This window comes from Cypionkella sp. TWP1-2-1b2 (assembly GCF_049896245.1).
Taxonomy (GTDB): domain Bacteria; phylum Pseudomonadota; class Alphaproteobacteria; order Rhodobacterales; family Rhodobacteraceae; genus Cypionkella.
This window is the reverse complement of sequence record NZ_JAFCTX010000059.1, coordinates 1-18,390: the sequence shown is the minus strand read 5'-3', so window position 1 is coordinate 18,390 and position 18,390 is coordinate 1. Positions and strand designations below refer to the sequence as shown.

The window sequence follows — 18,390 nt, the reverse complement described above, 5'->3', positions numbered from 1 at the left end:
ACCACGTTCCAACGTTCCCACACCAACAACCGGAACGACCGTCGCGGGGTGGAGCAGCCCGGTAGCTCGTCAGGCTCATAACCTGAAGGTCACAGGTTCAAATCCTGTCCCCGCAACCAGACTTTCTGACAAGATTTCAAAGGCTTAGGCCAAAGCATGGCGCCCCACGGGGCGCTTTTTGCGTTGCAACACAGAACGACACGTTTCTTCGTGATTCCAAAGGTTTACACTGGTTCCGATTTCTTCCGTGCAACACCCATGCGACATGGCAGTGGCCGGATGTTCGTGGGACGTTCCGTGTTCGATTGAACTTGACCTCTGGTCCCGCCAGAGCCGTCATGTCCTCGAAACCAACTCGGGAACAGACATGCCCAGGACCAACGACGCCGCACTGGACGCCTTCATCGTCGCCAAGACCGAGATCGACGCGATGCTGGCGCGGCTGGTGGCGCACAGCGCCGACCACTTCGGTTGCAGCCCCGAGGAAGTGAACTGGCGCCATGTCGGCATGCTTAACCACTACCGCGCCCGTCTACGTGAAATCACCGACATGGCGTTCCGCGAGGGTGGGCACGAGGTCTGATACTTACGCAGCCACGGTCCCCACGCCATCCAGCCGAACAGCGACGCTGGTGATGCCGTTCCCGGCAGCCTCGGTCGCGATGCCCACGGGGAAACGCCCGGTGCCCGGCACGTTGATGTTCTTGGCCGTGTTGTCCCAAGCCACGCGTGCGCCCACCGTCAGCACGGCGGCGGTGGCTTTCGGAAGTTGATAGACGCCCGTCGTGGCCAGTTCGACCGGTTCGCCCACGGCGGCCGCATAGGCGGCGATGCCGAAGATGTTGCCGACGATCACGCCCTCGCCAGAGACGGTGCCGCCTGCGGGCGCGGGCACGGTGATGACGTCGCCTTTCTGAATATGGTTCTTCATGGTCAGAGCCCTTTCGAGGATTGGATGCGGACCACAGCGATGCGTGCCGTGGTGCCAGTGATTTGTCGGTTGAGGTCGCCCAGCGCGGCCGCCATTTCCGCATCGGTCGCATAGGTGACTCTTTTGCCGTCGTATTCGACAGTGCGGATGCCCTGATAGCGGGCGGCCATCAGGGCATCGCGCCAGGCGGTGAGTTGGGCGAGGTCAGCCATCTTACGCCCCGGGGTTCTGGAACCAGCCGCGGTGGTCGATGAAGCCTGCGCCGAAGTCCAGGATCACCCGGATTTCCACACCGTCCACATCCCAGCCAGACCGGCTTTCGACCTGTGGCCCTTCGTTGCCCGAAAGGTAGGCGAACTCGAGGCCGTCGATCTCGCCCGGATCGGCGGTCACATACCAGCGCGTGGCGCTGGACAGCCGGGGTTCCACCACCAGCGACATGGCACCTGAGAAGGGGTTCACATCGGCGGCGGTTGCGGGCGCGATGGTGGCGAGCCACTTCTCGGCGACGGTCTCCAGCGCGGGCGGTACCAGCAGGTTCTTCGGGGTCACGCGGATGATGCGGCCATCGATGCCCTTCTGGGTGCGCAGCGCCAGCCGGGCTGCGGACAGGGTGGCATCGGAGATCACGGCCCCAGCACCGGCCCTGTTGCCATGATCGACATGGAACAGTGCCTTGGTGTCCGACAGCGTCGGGCCGTTGCCGCTGTTCGCCTCCAGCAGGGTGACGAGGATCCGCGCCTCGGTCTCGGCAGCCCCTTGGCCCATGCGGCGGGCGAGGTCCGAAAAGGCGCCGATGTCGTCGTTGACCAGCACCTGCCGGGTGATGCCGATCTTCTTGGCCCAGGTCTCGATCTTATAGGCCTCGCGCGCCTCGGCCATCGTCCCGGCCTTGATCTCGCCGTGCTCATTCAGCTTTTCCAGCAGAGGGGCTTCGCCCAGCATGATCTTGTTCACCGACCGGAAATCCCGCGCCGAAGTCTGGCGCCCGAGGCGGCGGATGCCGGAAGGGGCCGCCTGGTAAGCATCGCGCAGCACGCGGCCCACGGTGTTGCCGAGGATGATCGGGAAATCAGACGTGGTGTGCAGGGCGCGGGTGACGAGGCTGGCGGGGGACAGCGCCATCGTGGACTCGCCGCGCAGGGTCAGCAGTTCCTTGGCCATGTCCACCGGCGTGGCATAGGCATAGCGGCGGGCCGGTTCAGAAAGATCGTGGCGCGGGTTGATGCGCGCATACAGCGCCTCGCCCATCTGGCGGGCACGCAGGGCCGGATCGTCCTGGCTGTCGCCCACATCGACGCGCACCTGTTCAGTGCGGATCGTGGGTGCGCTGCGGGTCGCCAGCGCCTCGAAGGCGGCACGCCGTGCGGTGTCGGCATCGGCAGCGACGTCGATCTGGCCGTCGATCCAGGACTGGTCCAGCCCGGCAATGCGAGCGATGGAACGGATCTCGGTGTTGATCGTGGCGCGGCTTTGCGTCTCGGGCGGGGCGGGCGTGATGGTGGTGTCGGTCATGTTGGTCTCCATGCGGATGCGGGCACCCGGGTCAGCCGGGGTGGGGACAAGGGAAATTTCGTGCGGGGTCCAGCGCGTGGCCGTCAATATCCGCGCGCCGTTGTCAGTAATCTCCGACCATTCCTCGACCGAATAGCCGACCGAGACATGACGAAGGATGCCCGAAAGAACGTCTTGCCAAAGCGGTTCAACCTCGGGCCTGGATGAGAAGCGGATCAGCGCCGTGCCACGCTGGCCGTCGACGGCTGCAGACTGGACGCTGCCAAGAACATCGCGCACGGCGGATTGGCGGTGGGCATCCAGCACGCTGGCCCCTTGCAGACGCGACAAGTCCACCGCCTCGGGCGCAAGGCTGAGGCGCTCGACATACGGACCAGCCATGTCGCGGCGACGCACCGGAGCGCCGGTGGACCAGATCACCTCGACGGTGCGAGCCTCTCGGTCGGCGCTGGATGGGGCCAAGTCGGCGCGTCGTGTCAGAATTTCCGTTGCGTCAGGCATTGGGGGTGTCTCCGTTTGCAACGGGCGACGGCGCACCGAAACTCAAGCCCAGCGCGTCGGTTCGCGCCTTGTCGGCGGCAATCTCGGCATCAACCTGTTCAGCGTCGTAGCCACGTTCGGAAATTGCCTGACGGCGGCTCTTGAGACCTGCGTTGATGGCAAGGATCTCGGCCTCGACGTCCTTCTTGGGATCGACGTAGTCGAACTTGGGCGGCAACCACTCGCAGCCCAGATACGCCGCAGGATCGCGGTCGAAGTCCCGGGCGGGCAGATCGCCCGAAAGGACCGCCAGCCGCACGAAGCGGTCCCAGACCGGGCGGCAGAAGAGATGCACGACGACATTGTGCTGCAACTGCTCGACCCGGCGGCGAAACTCAATCAACCCGGCGCGGATCGAGGAATACGTGACACCCTCAAGATCGCCCGAGACCAGTTCGTAGGGTAGGCCCATCCCGGCCGCCACGGCGCGGAGGTGGTTCTTGACGAAGGGGCCATAGGAATCGCTCTCGGTCGGGTTGGAAAACCGGATGTCGGTGCCTGGCGGCAGGGGGATCAGGCTGCCGGGCTCCATGCCCACAGTCAGCGCGCCGTTCGTGTTGGTGCCGGTCAGGCCGCCCGCCGTGCCGTCTGGATCGGTGATGAAGCCGGTGAACAGCGCGGCCACCTTGGCCTTGACCAGTGCCGCATCCTCGAACTGGTCCAACTCGTGAAGCCGCAGCAGCACCGGGGCAAGCCAGGTGATCCCGCGCAGCTGGCCAGCCGCCAGCGGCTTGAACAGATGGAGGCAATCGGTGGCGGGGAGGCGCAGCGGTTCCAGCCGCAGGGAGGTCAGCGGATCGCCGGGCCTGTCCCGCATCACCCAATAGGCGGTGCGCTGCCCAGCGCCGTTGAACTCGATCCCCGCCCGGATGCGTGCGCCACCACCGATGTCGCGGTGCAGGTCGAGCGGCACCTGGTCCCGGTCCAGCAGGTCGATGTGTAAGGGAACAGACACGGCATCAGGCACCACACGCAGCCGCGCGAAACTCTCGCCGCCCTCGACCATCGCGCGCACGGCCATGGCTTGCAGCCCATAGAAATCAGCAAGCCCGCCCGGATCTGCGTGATCGGTCCAGCGCAGCCACAGCACCTGCAGCCGTTCGCGCACTGCCCGGTCGGGATGGGTGGATTGCGGCTTAATCCCCGCGCCGACGACATTGCCGACTAGGCTGTCCACTGCTGCCGCGACCCACGGGTTGTTGCGCGCATACCATCCGGCCCGCCGCGCTGCCGTGGTCGCCCCTGCGAGGATCGCCGTGTTCAGCCCATCGACCGTCCGCGCGCCCTCCCAACGCCGACCACCACCCGCAGCGTCAAAGCCGCGCGTGCGCGTGAGGCCGAAAAGGCGATGAAACAGGTGGCGCATGCAGGGAGAGTCGCATGGCAGGTAGTTACCAAGCTATTCGGAATGTTCCGTAATTCCCGAGAATTTAATCAGCTAAGCCAAAGTTTTCTGCCAAGCGGATAAACCGTTACTGAGTTTGCTCATCTTCCAAATCATCTTCGCTATCATCAACCGCAAGTTCTCGCACACTGGCATTTGTAATTCTCCAGCGCTGGCCAACTCGTTCGAGATCACCCGTTACTACCACTGGATTTCGCGCATCGTTTGCGCGAATTGCGACAGAATAATTGCTCTGATCAAGCACCGCATTAACGGATTGCATTTTCTCATCAACCTCGGCTTTGAAGGTGACCAACCCTTCAGCCTCGTGCTGATCGCGCTTTAATTTGTGAACTCTGCCGAAAAGGGTCACTCCCGGTCTAGGTAGCTTTGCTCTGAAAGAGCGCGCGGCTTCCTTAAGGACTGCAGCGTCACTCTCGGAGAATTTGATTTTGCGGCGGGCCTCAGGTGTTGGGCGCGTCCTTGCCCAGCTAACGCTAATTTCGAGGCCGTTGGAGTGATCAATCAGCTTTGAGACGGCTTCGCACAAGTTTGCGCTTACGCCACTCGTTATAGCGTTTTCAAAAGCGTTGCTCCCATCGCCAGAGTGGGCAAGCTCCACCGCGTTTCGCGATGCTTCAAGCGCTTCGACAAGGCGCCTTGTAACTTGCCTTTCCATGGGTTCGTCATCGAAGCTAGCCCATGTTTCATCAAGCAGTGGTTGCAGCGTTGGTGGCACTGGAGCCATCAAAGTTACGACAAAGCTGCCATGTTCAGTCTGCCCCAAACGCACTCGCTTCATATACTCTGAAGCTTCTTTGTTTGCGCCTGCTCTGTAAACGGATTGGGGACTGCGGGTTGCGCATGCTGCGGCCAGAAGCATCTCTCTGGCTTGCAAAAATAGCTCAACGCCTGCGTCGAGAGCCACAGAACCGTCATCCTCGGTCCCAGATGCACGAACCCGCACGACGTCATGATCCGCACCCGCGAGATCACGATAGGTCGCCAGCTCGTCCCGTTCGTTAACGTTGGAAAATACTCCGATCAACCTAGAAACCACGGCAGCATAGTCCGCTAGGCGGTCCGTTCGAGGAAGGATGATCTCCGGCCTTCCGTCACCAGCATAAATGTCAGCGTGAGCGCCGTAGGGCTCAGTTTTCTTCCAGCCTTCTCCCCGTGCATAAGCAGAAAGCGCGGCAGGAGAGATTGCCTGCAGTGCTTCAACATCAAGAATTTGGGCCTTCATGTGATTGCCCCCCGACGCGCCTGTTCCATCAAAGACTTGAGGGAAGCCACATCAAATCTATTCCTCTTCTTAATGGAAACCGTAACACTGTCCGAATTGTTAGTCTCGGGAAAACCAAGAAGAGAAACCCAATAAGCGCAGCGCCTTATGGCCAATTCTTCATTGTTCACGTTTATCCACGAGGATTCCTCCTTTGGCAGTTCCAGCACAACCAGAATGCGAGGAACAAGCGTTACTTCACGCAAAAGATCGTAGTTTCGACGCCGCAAGGCATATCTAAATTCCTCGTCCCCACCGTCCGTAAGGTTGATCGTTGCCTTCAGTTGAACGTCAAGGCTTGGTCGCATCGACCCACCTGCCCGAAACTGAACATCGACACCGTCGCGATCAAAATCTTGAACTGCCAGTGTGTACCCTGCACTAGCGGCAATTGTAGCCGCATATGCACGCGAAAGCGCTTCTTCTTTGTCCGTTTGTGCGAGTATTGCGTCGCTCACACTAATTTCTCCACTATTTGGGACCGCATATCGCGCCCCTCAACATTCTTCTCAACGACGAGGAATATCCCTTTTCCTTCGCTTTTCCACTCCCAAAGCTGGCCGATCGTCCGTTTCTCGTCGGTGTCTGCTCCTTGGGCGGTTAAGCCCCCTTTGTACTCCACGATCAGCAGCCTACCATCATCCATCTGAGCAGCAAAATCGGGATAGAACTTGTCTGTTGCCGTCGGCAGCCAGAATGAATTCGGATGGCGGGCCACATTGCGAATCCAGAACTTCAGGCCCGGCAAGCTGTCGATGGCCTGTGCACACTGGAATTCCTCGCCATTCTCGGCGCCGTCGAAGGCAGGAACATTCTCAGGGCCAAGGAAGTGTTTGCGTGGTTTCCAGCGCCCGCGATATCGGCGTTGATCCCAGTACATCCCATCCTTGAACGCGAAAGGCTGATCGAATGAAACCTCGACCTTGGCCTCCGGCGCAAACAGGTACCGCTGGTAAACGCTGTTGCGTTCCTGCTGGCGAATGGCGGCGAGCTTTTCACGGACCTTCCGCGCGAGGATGAATTTGCAGCGCATCAAAGCCGCGATATGCATGCCTCGAGCGGTGATCAGGTGGCCGACTAGGTCGCGCAGCCACCGCAGCAGTTCGCTTTGGTGAACATCCTGCTGACGCACCTGCCGGTCGAGCCACAGCACCAATGCCTCCGGGGTCCAGCCATCAACATCGACATCCAGCGCAAGTTGCTCGGCCTCATCGGCGAACTGATAGGTGATGCGGTTGCCATCAAGGTCGATCTCGAAGCTGCGCGCGGTTTCGCGGATCGCAAACTCGACCTCGCCCAGCTTGGACGAATGGTTCAACAGCGACCAGTCGTGGAATTCCATGAACACGTCGGTATCGGCGAACTCGAACGCGCCTTGAATCTCTGACACCAGGCGGGGAACGCGGAACGCTTCGCCCTGTTCTGCGGGCGATAGCTGGTCCTTCACCTCGACGCGATACTTGGTGACGGCCGCCGAAAATTCGGTCCGTTCGGTTTCGGGCAGCGCCTGAATGATCGCCTGTTCAAGGCCGCCATCAACTCGGCCCGTCACAGCAATCTCTACCTTGCCATCCTCCGTTTCACGGACGGTCACTCCTTCACGTTTTTTCAGTTCGGCTACCACTTCGGGCGTCGCCGTCACCGTATGCGTGAAGGTTGGCTTAGGTTTGTCACGCGGGCCGAACAGACCCGTGTCCACATCGAGCGAGGTCTGCACTGGCTCAATGTTGGCGATAGCCTCTTCCTCTTCAAAACCCATCGCCACTAGCTTGTCGGCCAATGACCGCGCTGCCACGCCAAAGGATGGCTCTGACAGAAATGCATAGGCGCGATTCAGATCGTCAGCCTTGCGGCGCTTGGCATAAGGCATCCGCAGGACGCGGCCCAGTAACTGCTCGACGTCAACCGCGCTTTGGATCCGTGAAACCGAGCAGAACGCATAGGCAAAGGAACAATCCCACCCCTCTTTCAGTGCCTCGACGGTGATGACGTATTCAATCTGGCATTTCGGATCGAATAGGTTGATCCCGTCCAGTTCGCGCTGATCACCGGTCGCAATGGCAATCTTGTGCTCCTCGACGTTTTCCACGTCCATCAGGTGCTTCTTCAGCACCTCGACCGTCACCTCCTGGTTCTTCGGTTGCGCTTGGAACAGAACGATGGGCCGGATGTAGTCGGTGTCCTTCTCGGCTTCTTCGGCCAGCGACGCCCGAGACGCAATCGCTCCATTCACAGCGTTCTGCCAGGTGTCATGTTCAGACAACATGATCGGCAGCTTGATCATCTCTGCCAGCTTCAACTCCTGCGCCGACACGCTGTGCAGGATGTTGGAATTCAGCCGCGGCGTCGCCGTGAACTCGATGATCGCGGACGGGTTGACCCTGCCTTGCATCTCGCGCGTCAGACCGGTTACGGCGTTATGCGCCTCGTCCACGATCATCAGCGGTCGGTGGATGTGCATCAAATTGGCGAACGAGAACTTGACGCCGCCGCCTTCCAGCGTTTCCAGCCCGGGCAGGGTTTTGGGCAACGCCGTGAAGTGCGGTTCCATGTTCTCGTTGTGGGAATAGACCTTGCGCCCTTCGGTGTTCGACACCCGCAGCGTTTGGATCGTGCCGACGACGATGCAGCAATGGTCGCGGATATCTTGCGGGCGGATATGCGTGAAATCAGCAATGTCGAAAACGCGCACCCGGCCATCGAAGGCTTCGTCCAGCGCCTGCCGATAGGGATGGCGGGCGTTTTTCAGCGCCTCGGCTGTTTGCAGCCGGATGGTGTTCGACGGCACCAGCCACAGGACCATGGGATAGTCCTTTTCCACCCAGGCATCCCGCGCGATGCCGATGGAATGCGCGCCAAGGATCGTCTTTCCGCCCCCGGTGGGCAGGCGCAGGCACACATAGGGCACGTTCGGCAGTTCCACCAGCGGGGTGTAGGTGCCGCCAAAGCGACCCAGCCGCTTGGCCTGCTCCGGCTCCTTGGTGATTGCCTCATAGGCGCCCTTCGGCCCTGCAACGCGCGCCTCTTCCAAGAACCGGCGCAGGGTGGACAGAGTATCGGTCTGATATTGCTTCAGTTTCATCAGATGCCCCTTACTTGCGTGCTTTGACGTCGTAGGGCGTCTGTTTGAAGGTGATCCGTTCGCGGTCGAGCGTGGCGGGTGTCAACCGGGACTGCTCGCCATAGACGGTAAGCGGGCCATCGAAGTGAGGCACCAGCTTGGCGATATCTTCGCGGATGAGGGCGAGCGTGGCGCGGGTCAGCACATTGCCGCCACTGGGCCGCTTGTCGCCAAGGATGCCGTTGTAGAGCAGGGCATGGGCGCGGCCATCATGAATGCCAAGCAGGGGGCTTTCTCCCTTGCCATCCCAGGGGCGGTCGGTCTCCGAAAACCAGACATGCGCCGCCAGTACGGGGAAGCGGATGTCCTGCCGGATATGGCCGCCCTCGTCGAACACGGGCGGGCCAAGGCGGTAAAAGCGAAAACCGCCGCCGCCCGGCCAGCCTGCAGTTTCCGAAATGCCGCCCTGTTCGCCGTCGATGACTTTTTGCAGGCGCGGCACGCAATGGGTGCGGGCGTGATCCCCCATCTCGATGCCGATGTAGCGACGGCCCATCTTGTGCGCGACGGCAGCAGTGGTCCCGGACCCGAGGAAGGAGTCGAGAACGAGGTCGCCAGGGTTACTGGCGATATCTATAATTCGCTGAAGAAGGGTTTCTGGCTTCGGCGTTTCGAAGGATGCTTTCTCGCCGAAGATAAGCTCTATTTCCCTCGCGGCATGCTGATTGAGACCGACGTCATCCCAGATCGTTGGGGAGGTCATTCCTTGCTTTGCTTCCGTCTTGAAAAGCTTGCGCATTGGTGTTCCGGCTCGTCCATCTTTGCCCCAAAAGAACCGCCTGTCTGCGACCATGGCCTCCATGACGTCTCTTCGATAGACCCAGCAACGTCCTTTGCGCGGGTAAACTTGTTCCCCAGTAAATGGATTGGTCACAGGATACACGAGACTTTCAACGTGGCGTCCACCTTTGCCGTTGCCCGTAGAGTCAACCTTTCGGAATGGCCCTCGTTCATCAACGCCAAACGGTTCTTGGTAAAGCTGATACTGCGAGTCTGCCTTTTCAGTTCGGGCCATCAAGTTCATCGCGGCTTCATGGCCGTAAACCAGCGTGTGATCGTAGGTCGAGCCAATCTTTCGGTCGTTGGGCGCACCGTCTCGCCGCTTCCAAGCAATATCGGCGATGAACCGATTTCTCCCGAAAACCTCGTCCATGATGACCTTGAGGTAATGCCCTTCGTTGTCGTCGATGGACACCCAGATCGAGCCATCCTCGGCAAGGAGATCGCGAAGCAGTTCCAGTCGCGGCCACATCAGGGCCAGCCACTGCGTATGTTCCAGATTGTCGTCATAGTGCTCGAAAGCTGACCGCGTGTTGTAGGGCGGGTCGATGTAGATGCATTTCACCCGGCCTGCATAGAACGGCAGCAGCGCCTTCAGAGCCTCCAGATTGTCGCCCTGAATCAGCATGTTTCCCGCGCCGCCGTCGCCCGCCGACAGGCTCGAGTCCTCTTCCAGCAGGCGATATGGGACGCGGGCCGCCGTGCGGATGTCGTTGTCGCGGGTCAGCCAGTTCAGAATGGGCATCGGTTACTGTTCGTCCTTGTTGGTCTTGTTTGAGGGCGAAACTGTCCGTCCCGTCAGCCGTTCATACTCCTCGACCGCCAGCACCACGACCACCGGGCGACCGTGTTTTTCCACCACCACCGCATCGGCGCGCGCATCGTCGATCAGCTGGCCGAAGTGGTGCTTGGCCTCGCGGGCAGACATGGCCTTCATCGGCCCCTCCCTGATTTGTGGTCAGAATGACCATAATGCGGCTCCCGGTCAATCCGCGATCACCTCATCCACGACGACCGGATCGGTTTGGCAGCGGGCCTCGCCACCCTTTCTCTCATCCCTTCCGCCTCCTCATTCAGCCGCATCCCCATGCTGATCAGCCCATGCAGGGCCGCGTGGGCGTAGACGAAGGTGTCCAGCGCCTCGTTGCGTTCACCATCACGCTTGGGTTGCCAGGAGCGGATCGGGCGGCCCTTCTCGAAGCGGGTGACGACGCGTTCGGCGGTTAACTGGCGGAAGTAATCGGTGTCGAGGCGGCGGGGGAAGTGGATGGCGCCGGGGCCGGGTTCGGTCAGTTTCAGGCGGGCGTAGACGGCGTCCTTCACGGCATCGACGCCGACGATGAACAGCGGGATCCTTGCCTTGTTGCTACGGGTGGGACGGCGCGGCCAGACCGGGATGCCGGGGCCGCCCCGTCCCTTGATTGCCCAGATGCGGCGGGCGAGCCGGGTGCGGCAGAACTCGTAGGCCATCTTGGTGTGGTGGCCGCCGGTATCGACCGCGACAGCGCGAACCGGCAGGTCTCCATAGGTGCCGTTCAGCACGCCATCCAGATCGGACCACAGGCGCGGGCCGGAAGGGTCGCCCCACAGGACGCGATAGTCGATGACCCATGCTTCTTCATCGCGGCCCCAGCCGACAACCTGCACCTCGATCCGGTCGCCTTGGACATCGACGCCCGCCGTCAGCACGGCCACGCCGGGGGCGAGGTCGCTGCCCCAGTCCTCGCGCCGCGCCATGAGGGGATCGGCGGGAACTGTGTCGCCCGCCTGGTCCTCCCAGGACTCGCCCAGTTTGGTGTTTACCCAGACCTGCAGGCGCGCAGGATCCTTGGCGACGCGGGCATGTTCCTGTGCGATCTCGGCCCATGTCTCCCAAGGGGAATAGAGTGACGACAGGTGGAACCCCGCGGTGCGGCCATCGCCCAGCGCGGTCGGTCGCCATTCACCAGCAGACATCAGGCGGGGCTTTTCGTGCTCATGGTGCACACCGCCACAGACTTCGCAGATCAGGTAAGCCTGATCGCGCTGCCCTTCGGGCCATTGAATGCGCGCCCAAGTGATCGGGGCCATGTCGCCGCAATGCTGACAGGGCACGTGGAAATACTGCTGGTTGCTGTCCAGGAAGGCCGCTTCGATGCGGGAATGGCCCTTCAGCGTCGGCGTGGAGACCATGTAGATCTTGCGCCGTCCCCGGAAGGTGGTGGTGCGCTGGATCGCCAGATCGACGGGGTCACCCTCGCCATCGGCATCGCCGGGATAGCCGTCCACCTCGTCGAGGAATAGATAGCGCACGGGGGTGGATCGCAGGCCGACGGCGCTGTTCGCCCCGGTCATCACCAGCTGGCCACCAGGGAAGGATTTGCGGAACAGGCTGTTCCCGGCATCGCGCGACCTTGGAGCCGACACCAGGTCGCGCAGCGCAGGTGTGGCTTCGATCAAAGGATCAATCCGGACAGTCGTGTTGCGCCGCACCATATCGAGCGAAGGCATGACCAGCATGGCGATGCCGGGGGCGTTCTGGATGATATAGCCCAGCCAGTTCAGCCCGGCTTCCGATCCACCCGTCTGCGCGCCTTTCATCAGCACGACACGTTCAAAGGGGCTGGAGGTGGATAGCGCGTCCATCACCGCCCGCAGATAGGGTGTGCGGTCCGTGCGCCAGCGCCCCGGTTCCGCTGACGTGGGAGGCAGGATGCGATTGCGGTCGGCCCAGTCCGACACCGGAATGGGCGGTTCGGGGCGGATGCCGCGACGCCATGCGAGGTCGATCTCAGGCACCATCGCCGAAACTCCCCAACGGCATATCGGCCAGGTATTCCAGATGCTCGCGCATCATCCGGTCCAACGCGGCAAAGGTGGCGCGCGGATCGGCCCCGACCTCGGCGGCCAACAGAGGTGCGGTGCGCTGGACCCACGCCATGTGGGCGTCGCGTTCGGCCCGGGCGCGGGCGAACACCGTGCGGGTGGCGGCGACGGTTTCGATCAACTGACCTTGTTCGCGTTCGAAGGCCAGCTTGGCGCGCTGGACCTTGACGATTTCATGCAGGCGTTTGGCCTCGGCCAGCGTGGTCGAGACGCGGGCGGGGGCGGTAGGGGCGGCAGGAGCACCACCCTTGTTGCGGCGGGCCGGATCTAGATTATCCTCGATCCATGCCAGCCCCTCGGCCACGTCGATCTGCCCATCAGGGCGCACCGGCAGACCCTCGGCCACCAGCTGCGAGATACGGCCCTTGGTCAGGCCGACCCGCGCAGCGAAGGCGGTCTTGGTTTCAGAGGCGTTGAGTTTAGTCAATTTCGCCCCCAGACGCTGGCGGGGTCATGCGCTGTGCTCCCCCGCATACAAATCGGCCCAAAAGGAACCATCGCTTTCCCGGTCCTCACCAAACAGTCTGGCTTGACGTGCTTGCGCATCGTGGCGTCACAGCGCGAAGGCAACCCTGGGTCCGGGTCTGTCAGCTTTGGGTCCGGGTTGGGTCCGGGTTTGCGTGCGCTGCAACCCGTTGGAATCGTTGAGTGGGTCCGGGTGGTCCGGGTGGGTCCGGGTCTGTTCGCTATCTTTTCATGGTGCCCGTGTTCGCCCCATCCCAAAATGATCTCTGCAAGAGACCCGGACCACCCGGACCCACCCGGACCCAGCATTGATCTTGTTGGAGAATTTGAGATGCTTAGACCCGGACCCAACCCGGACCCAAAGCTGACAGACCCGGACCCACTCATGCCACCTGCTCCTTGTCGAGGCCGTCACGCCGATACCGGCGTTCGCGCTGGGCATTGTCACCGTGGCCACCGACACGGGCGCGGAACTGACGGAAGCCCATGCTGGTAAGGGTGCGCACGACCCGGTTCTGATCGGCCTGCGTCCAGCGCCCGCGTTCAATGCCCAGCGCCTTTTCAAGGATCTCTGCCACGGACACGCCATCCTGCTGTCCTGCGGCGTGTTCGAGATAGCGGCGGATCGGATCATCCCAGGCATCGCCCTGGTATCGGTCTGCCTGCTGTTCTGCGGCCAAGGCCTCCAAGCGTTGATCGTCTAGCCACCAGGGATCTCCCCCGTTGAACCGCACGCAGGCCTCGGCCCAAAGCTGGTCGCGGTCCCGCTCGATGGCTGCGATGTCTATGGCACCGCAGGCCACGGGCCAGAACCGGCGGCCGCCGGTGGCATCTTTCAGATAGCCGCCCTCTGGATTGACGCTGCCCGCAAACACGCATTGGCGTGGCAAGTCCACTAGCCGCTTGCCATAGGGGGGACGGAAGCGGTCAGTGGTTCGGCTGATGAATGCCTTAATGGTGCCCACCTCGGCACGCGTCATAGTGTCCAGTTCGGCAATTTCGATGATCCAGACGCTTCGCATCTCCATCGCGGCATCCTTGCTGCCGAGGTCGGACAAGCGGTCGGTGAACCATGGATGGCCCATGATCTGCAGGGCGCTGGACTTCTTGATCCCCTGCGGGCCTTCAAGGATAAGGGCACAATCCACTTTCGCGCCGGGGCGGTAGATGCGCGCCACGGCTGAAATCAACCACCGTGGGCCAACAGCGCGGGCGTACGCGCTGTCGGTCGCCCCGAGATAGGTCGAAAGCCAGGCATCGATCCGCTTCATGCCGTCCCAGCGGATCGCGTCGAGATATTCCCGGACGGGATGGCACAGCCGGTCACGCGCAACCGCCTCCACCGCCTGACCAGCGATGGAGGCAGGCACCAGGATGCCTTGGTGTTGGAGCCAGTCAGCGACCAGCAGGTCATCGCGGTCTGACCACTCTGTATTGTGCCATTCGCCATTGCCTGTGACCCATGGTGGCGGTTTGCGTGCGACAGTGGTGGCGGCAAATTCGTCATGCCAGAGCACGCCCCTCCATTCAGGCGCTGTACGCAAGGCAAGGATCGCATTGGCAAGAATGGGACGAGGTTCGCCCTCCCGGTTGGTCAAAAGATCAAGGTGCCAGTCACGGGCCTTGGCTTCCGAAGCGGTGGATCGACTGATCAGATCACGGACGGCCTGCTCTCCATTGGCGCGCAGCACATCGTTAAAGTCCAAGCCCTCGGGCGGGTTCGCAACCGTAACGTCATGGCCCCGACCTCGAAGCAAGGTGACAGCATTCAGGCGCTGATGATGGGCCTTGCTGCCTGGTGCATCGCCGTCGCCTGCGATCACGATTGGGTTGCCAGAGGGCACGGGTGCCCGCGCGATATTGGAGATGCCGAGACAGGCCCAAGTTTCCCGTCCAGTGGACTGCCAGATGGAAAGAGCGTTTTCGACGCCCTCGCAAAGGATCAGTGGTGCGGTGCCGGGCAAGCGCACTACGGCGCGTTCCGACCAGCCATCGACAGCTTTGTTTGTTCGTTTAACAACCTTTACGGGGGCCTTTTGGCCATCATCCGTGAGATAAACCTGCTGCACTGCCAAGACCTTACCGGCCTCGTCTGTCGCCAACGCAACCAGCGCGCCGTGCTTTCCTGAGGCAAACCGTCGAAACCGGATGCAGTCGGGTGGCGTGATGATGATACCGCGGTTGCGCAGGTAGGTCTCAGCCGGACTCGCAGCGACACCCTCCAGACAAGCGATGATCTCGGCCACGGCCTTCTTGCTGTCCATGGTGCTTGATGCCGCTGCCACTGTTTGGGTTGGTCGATGCTGAATGTCGCCGATCCAGTCGCGCGCCCAGCGCCGTGCCTCTGCATCGGACAGGCCTTTGTGGTGCCGGATCAGCTCCAGCCCATCGCCGCCGACGCCCGCCTCGTGGTCATACCAACGCCCAGCGCGTGGCCCTGCGATCTCGATGGCCACGCTGCCCTTGGTACCGTAGCGAAGCTGGCATTTTGTCGAGTAGCCAAGATTGGGATCGCCCATCAGCGACCGCGCCAGATCGGCCATGCGTTTGTTGATGCGCGCAGCCAGGTCGGCGACCGAGGCTGGGTTGCGGATCAAAGATCACGCTCCTGCGCCTCGATCCACTCGATCAGCTTGCTTTTGCGGGCGCAGATGACATTGCCGATCCTGAACACCGGCATCCGCACCTTGGCGTCGCTGGCGTAATAATAGACCTTGCGGCGGTGGCGCACGTTGCCAAACACAAAGATCGCGATGGCCTCGGCACCATGCAGCAGGTCGTCGGCAAGCGTTGGGCAAGCGTCTGCGGTCGCAGGGGTGCCCCGCGTTTGAATGTTCATGGCTGTCTCCGTTATGGCTGGGTGGTCAGTCGGCGCTGAGGGCTTTTGTGACCCGCCGCTCGATGTCGTTCAGGTTCACGACCGCAAAAGAACGAACCTCTGGATCGGCCACAATCTCGGGCAGACGTTGGGGCGAGATGATCCTCGACGCCGGGGCGGGAATATCCGAGTCCATGAAGGCTGCGTCTTCCTGCGACGAAAGCCGGATCGGGCCTTCGTAGATCACCAGCAAGGCGTCGCCATCGGCAACCCCGTGCAGATTGCCAATGTGCGGCGCGACCCGCGCAGGCTCAAACCCAAGACGTGCGAAGTCGACAATCACACCGAGGGCGATGGCGTCGGGCATTGTGAAAATCCGAGCCTTGCCACGTTCGCACTCGTTTTGCGGAACAAGGTAGCCGCGCGAAATCCAGGCGTCGATTTGGTAGCGGCCAATATTGAAGGCGTCGGCCAGCTTCTGGATGGTAATGTCTTGTGCCATTCCACTATCCTTTGACAGTACGTTTGATGTATGGATATATGGCATCTAACGTACTGTCAATACCAGTGGGAATGTTCGGCAAACGCCAGTCTTCCCGTGGGTTTCTGGTCCTTGGGATGGGAGTGAGGGAAAATGGCAACCATTCGCAAACGGACGCTGCCCTCGGGCCTGGTGCGCTGGCAGGTGGACTTCAGCGACCAGGCTGGAAAGCGGCGGTCCAAGCTGTTCCCGCGCCGCAAGGATGCCGATGTCTATCTCGTGAAGGTCCGCTCGCTGGTCGCCAACCACACCTATCTGGCCGACAGCGACAGCACGACGGTGGCCGGGGCCGCGAAAAGCTGGCTCGATCATTGCGAGGTACGTTGCAAGACCGGACGGCGGATGGAAAGGTCCACCCTGCGCGGTTACAGCGACTATGTGCGGCTGCACCTGACCGCGCCGGTGGTCGGGATCGGGGACAAGCTGATCGCCCAACTGACCCGCCGCCACGTCAACGAACTCCGTGACCGGTTGCTGCTGAATGGCCGGTCCGAACACCTGACCCGCCGCGCCATTTCGGTGCTGAAGTTGATCCTCGACCATGCAATCGACAACGGCCAGTTGTTCACCAATGCCGCGCAGGGCGTGCGGGTGATCAAGTCCAGCCGGATCGAGCACAAGGCCCCGGTGCCGTCCAAGGAAGCGATCCGCGCCCTGATCGAGGCGGCAGACGAGGATTTCAAGCCGCACCTGATCGTATCGGCGCTGGGCGGTCTGCGCGCGTCAGAACTGCGCGGCCTGCGCTGGCAGGACGTCAATTTCGACAAGGGCTTCCTGCACATCCGCCAGCGCGCCGATGCCTACAACCAGATGGGCGAGCCGAAATCGCGAGCCGGGTTTCGTGATATCCCGGCAGGCCCGATGGTGCTGAACGCCCTGCGCCGCTGGAAACTGCGCTGCCCGAAAGGCGAACTGGGGCTGGTGTTCCCCGCGCCGCAGGGCGGGATCCTCCAACACACCCGCACGCAGGACCGGTTCCGCAAGCTGTTGGAAAAGGTCGAGGTCACCATGCGCTGGCACGACCTGCGCCACTTCGCCGTGTCGCTGTGGATCGAGCAGGGCTTCTCGATCAAGGAGATCATGACCTTCGCGGGCCATTCCTCCATCCAGATGACCATGGAACGCTACGGGCACCTGTTCCCCTCCCCGGATCACCAGAAGGCGATGGCCTTGGTTGAGGCAAAGCTGCTAGGGTGACTAAAATTCAGGTGAGTGCCATGACAGACTATTGGATCGTTGACGTATACTCAAACCGCGAAGACCGCGAGCCTGCCAAGCGCGTGGCCGTGCATGCGTCATCTGAGGAAGATGCCCTTGAGAAAGTGGCGTTGCATTACCAGAACGATCTGTTGATCGTCGGTGTCGGCAAAGCCAGACTGCCAAGCTTCCCTTCAAATCAAGAAATCGTAGAGCTTTGGTAATTACCGCTTCCTCCCAACGGTTTGCGGCTGTTCCGTGCGACACGACGCCGACGTTGGGGGGACTGAACCTAGCTAACCAACTGAAATGGCGCGGCTATTCCAGACACAGGGGTAACCCTCATAACCTGAAGGTCACAGGTTCAAATCCTGTCCCCGCAACCAAATATAACAATGATATCAAAAGCTTAAATGTTGACTGTTTCGCTTGTGTATAGGCCAGCGCAAAACGAGTCAACGCTGACCTGCCCCCCGGAAACGCCCTAACTTTAATGTAGAGTCTGCCCAACCCTGAAGGAGCAGACGAATGCGAAAGAGCCGTTTTACCGAGACGCAGATCATCGGGATGATCAAGGAGCAGGAAGCGGGGCTGACTGTGGCAGAGGTTTGCCGCAAGCACGGCATCAGCCCTGCCAGTTTTTACAAGCTGAAGGCCAAGTATGGCGGGATGGATGTTTCAGATGCTCGACGCCTCAAGCAGCTTGAGGACGAGAACGCAAAGCTCAAGCGGCTGGTGGCGGATACGATGCTGGACGTTGTTGTGCTGAAAGACCTTCTGGGAAAGCGCTGACGACACCAGCTCAGCGGCGGGAAGCGGTGATCAGGGCGCTGCGGGATCATAAGATCTCGCAGCGCCGGGTCTGCGACCTCGTTGGTGTCGATCCCAAGACCGTGCGGCGCGAGCGCCCGCCAGATCATGCGGATATCCGCAAGAAGTTGCATGAGA

General features: G+C 61.5%; 17 protein-coding genes, 1 tRNA gene and 1 pseudogene. 5 read left to right on the top strand and 14 right to left on the bottom strand.

Annotated features, from left to right (window positions below):
- The first annotated feature begins 42 nt into the window (after positions 1-42).
- Both ACP7AP_RS22730 and ACP7AP_RS22725 read left to right on the top strand, forming a co-directional pair.
- Positions 43-119 (top strand) — tRNA-Met (locus ACP7AP_RS22730).
- A 248-nt stretch (positions 120-367) separates the two neighbouring features.
- Positions 368-583: a hypothetical protein gene (locus tag ACP7AP_RS22725; RefSeq protein WP_426037989.1), complete on the top strand. Its 216-nt coding sequence runs from the start codon at positions 368-370 to the stop codon at positions 581-583.
- Between the two features lie 3 nt (positions 584-586).
- Here the strand turns inward: ACP7AP_RS22725 and ACP7AP_RS22720 are convergent, their stop codons facing one another.
- The 14 genes from ACP7AP_RS22720 to ACP7AP_RS22655 form a co-directional block, all read right to left on the bottom strand.
- The gene (locus tag ACP7AP_RS22720) at positions 587-931 is read right to left on the bottom strand and encodes a DUF2190 family protein (RefSeq protein WP_426037987.1); all 345 of its coding nucleotides are present in this window, start codon (positions 929-931) and stop codon (positions 587-589) included.
- A gap of 2 nt (positions 932-933) precedes the next feature.
- A complete protein-coding gene (locus ACP7AP_RS22715; RefSeq protein ID WP_104493564.1) occupies positions 934-1,143 on the bottom strand; it encodes a phage head-tail joining protein in 210 nt (69 codons plus the stop codon).
- Position 1,144: 1 nt separating this feature from the next.
- Entirely contained in the window at positions 1,145-2,947 is a 1,803-nt protein-coding gene (locus tag ACP7AP_RS22710; protein WP_426037985.1) for a prohead protease/major capsid protein fusion protein, read from the bottom strand.
- Positions 2,940-4,352 carry a phage portal protein gene (locus ACP7AP_RS22705; protein ID WP_426037983.1) on the bottom strand — a complete coding sequence of 471 codons (1,413 nt, stop codon included), beginning with the start codon at positions 4,350-4,352 and terminating at the stop codon, positions 2,940-2,942. Before ACP7AP_RS22705 ends, ACP7AP_RS22710 begins: the two co-directional genes overlap by 8 nt.
- A gap of 106 nt (positions 4,353-4,458) precedes the next feature.
- On the bottom strand, positions 4,459-5,616 hold the full coding sequence (locus ACP7AP_RS22700) for a hypothetical protein (protein WP_426037981.1): 1,158 nt from the start codon (positions 5,614-5,616) through the stop codon (positions 4,459-4,461).
- Entirely contained in the window at positions 5,613-6,113 is a 501-nt protein-coding gene (locus tag ACP7AP_RS22695) for a DUF4365 domain-containing protein (protein ID WP_426037979.1), read from the bottom strand. Before ACP7AP_RS22695 ends, ACP7AP_RS22700 begins: the two co-directional genes overlap by 4 nt.
- Positions 6,110-8,737, bottom strand: coding sequence for a DEAD/DEAH box helicase (locus ACP7AP_RS22690; protein WP_426037977.1), 2,628 nt, complete (start codon positions 8,735-8,737; stop codon positions 6,110-6,112). The genes ACP7AP_RS22695 and ACP7AP_RS22690 overlap by 4 nt, the downstream gene beginning before the upstream one ends.
- A 10-nt stretch (positions 8,738-8,747) precedes the next feature.
- On the bottom strand, positions 8,748-10,301 hold the full coding sequence (locus ACP7AP_RS22685) for a site-specific DNA-methyltransferase (RefSeq protein WP_426037975.1): 1,554 nt from the start codon (positions 10,299-10,301) through the stop codon (positions 8,748-8,750).
- 3 nt (positions 10,302-10,304) lie between these two features.
- A complete protein-coding gene (locus tag ACP7AP_RS22680) occupies positions 10,305-10,493 on the bottom strand; it encodes a type II toxin-antitoxin system Phd/YefM family antitoxin (RefSeq protein WP_426037973.1) in 189 nt (62 codons plus the stop codon).
- A 59-nt stretch (positions 10,494-10,552) separates the two neighbouring features.
- Positions 10,553-12,337 (bottom strand): phage terminase large subunit family protein, encoded by a 1,785-nt coding sequence (locus tag ACP7AP_RS22675; RefSeq protein ID WP_426037971.1) that lies wholly within the window; start codon positions 12,335-12,337, stop codon positions 10,553-10,555.
- Entirely contained in the window at positions 12,327-12,848 is a 522-nt protein-coding gene (locus ACP7AP_RS22670; RefSeq protein ID WP_426037969.1) for a hypothetical protein, read from the bottom strand. The genes ACP7AP_RS22675 and ACP7AP_RS22670 overlap by 11 nt, the downstream gene beginning before the upstream one ends.
- Before the next feature lie 421 nt (positions 12,849-13,269).
- Positions 13,270-15,429, bottom strand: coding sequence for a VapE domain-containing protein (locus ACP7AP_RS22665; RefSeq protein ID WP_426037967.1), 2,160 nt, complete (start codon positions 15,427-15,429; stop codon positions 13,270-13,272).
- A 50-nt stretch (positions 15,430-15,479) separates the two neighbouring features.
- On the bottom strand, positions 15,480-15,725 hold the full coding sequence (locus ACP7AP_RS22660; RefSeq protein ID WP_050525695.1) for a hypothetical protein: 246 nt from the start codon (positions 15,723-15,725) through the stop codon (positions 15,480-15,482).
- A gap of 25 nt (positions 15,726-15,750) precedes the next feature.
- Positions 15,751-16,206, bottom strand: a complete 456-nt coding sequence (locus ACP7AP_RS22655) for a hypothetical protein (RefSeq protein ID WP_426037964.1) — start codon at positions 16,204-16,206, stop codon at positions 15,751-15,753.
- Between the two features lie 132 nt (positions 16,207-16,338).
- On the opposite strand from ACP7AP_RS22655, the gene ACP7AP_RS22650 reads away from it, so the two are divergent.
- The 3 genes and pseudogenes from ACP7AP_RS22650 to ACP7AP_RS22640 all read left to right on the top strand — a co-directional run.
- Positions 16,339-17,442 (top strand): site-specific integrase, encoded by a 1,104-nt coding sequence (locus ACP7AP_RS22650; RefSeq protein ID WP_426037962.1) that lies wholly within the window; start codon positions 16,339-16,341, stop codon positions 17,440-17,442.
- Positions 17,443-17,462: 20 nt separating this feature from the next.
- The gene (locus ACP7AP_RS22645; protein ID WP_426037960.1) at positions 17,463-17,666 is read left to right on the top strand and encodes a hypothetical protein; all 204 of its coding nucleotides are present in this window, start codon (positions 17,463-17,465) and stop codon (positions 17,664-17,666) included.
- 304 nt (positions 17,667-17,970) lie between these two features.
- Positions 17,971-18,390, top strand: a pseudogene (locus ACP7AP_RS22640) (transposase); the annotation flags it as partial.

Bases quoted from the DNA above. Each gene is read 5' to 3' on its own strand.
- ACP7AP_RS22725 (WP_426037989.1), top strand. From the start codon at position 368: ATGCCCAGGACCAACGACGCCGCACTGGACGCCTTCATCGTCGCCAAG.
- ACP7AP_RS22720 (WP_426037987.1), bottom strand. From the start codon at position 931: ATGAAGAACCATATTCAGAAAGGCGACGTCATCACCGTGCCCGCGCCC.
- ACP7AP_RS22715 (WP_104493564.1), bottom strand. From the start codon at position 1,143: ATGGCTGACCTCGCCCAACTCACCGCCTGGCGCGATGCCCTGATGGCC.
- ACP7AP_RS22710 (WP_426037985.1), bottom strand. From the start codon at position 2,947: ATGCCTGACGCAACGGAAATTCTGACACGACGCGCCGACTTGGCCCCA.
- ACP7AP_RS22705 (WP_426037983.1), bottom strand. From the start codon at position 4,352: ATGCGCCACCTGTTTCATCGCCTTTTCGGCCTCACGCGCACGCGCGGC.
- ACP7AP_RS22700 (WP_426037981.1), bottom strand. From the start codon at position 5,616: ATGAAGGCCCAAATTCTTGATGTTGAAGCACTGCAGGCAATCTCTCCT.
- ACP7AP_RS22690 (WP_426037977.1), bottom strand. From the start codon at position 8,737: ATGAAACTGAAGCAATATCAGACCGATACTCTGTCCACCCTGCGCCGG.
- ACP7AP_RS22685 (WP_426037975.1), bottom strand. From the start codon at position 10,301: ATGCCCATTCTGAACTGGCTGACCCGCGACAACGACATCCGCACGGCG.
- ACP7AP_RS22680 (WP_426037973.1), bottom strand. From the start codon at position 10,493: ATGAAGGCCATGTCTGCCCGCGAGGCCAAGCACCACTTCGGCCAGCTG.
- ACP7AP_RS22675 (WP_426037971.1), bottom strand. From the start codon at position 12,337: ATGGTGCCTGAGATCGACCTCGCATGGCGTCGCGGCATCCGCCCCGAA.
- ACP7AP_RS22665 (WP_426037967.1), bottom strand. From the start codon at position 15,429: ATGGCCGATCTGGCGCGGTCGCTGATGGGCGATCCCAATCTTGGCTAC.
- ACP7AP_RS22660 (WP_050525695.1), bottom strand. From the start codon at position 15,725: ATGAACATTCAAACGCGGGGCACCCCTGCGACCGCAGACGCTTGCCCA.
- ACP7AP_RS22655 (WP_426037964.1), bottom strand. From the start codon at position 16,206: ATGGCACAAGACATTACCATCCAGAAGCTGGCCGACGCCTTCAATATT.
- ACP7AP_RS22650 (WP_426037962.1), top strand. From the start codon at position 16,339: ATGGCAACCATTCGCAAACGGACGCTGCCCTCGGGCCTGGTGCGCTGG.
- ACP7AP_RS22645 (WP_426037960.1), top strand. From the start codon at position 17,463: ATGACAGACTATTGGATCGTTGACGTATACTCAAACCGCGAAGACCGC.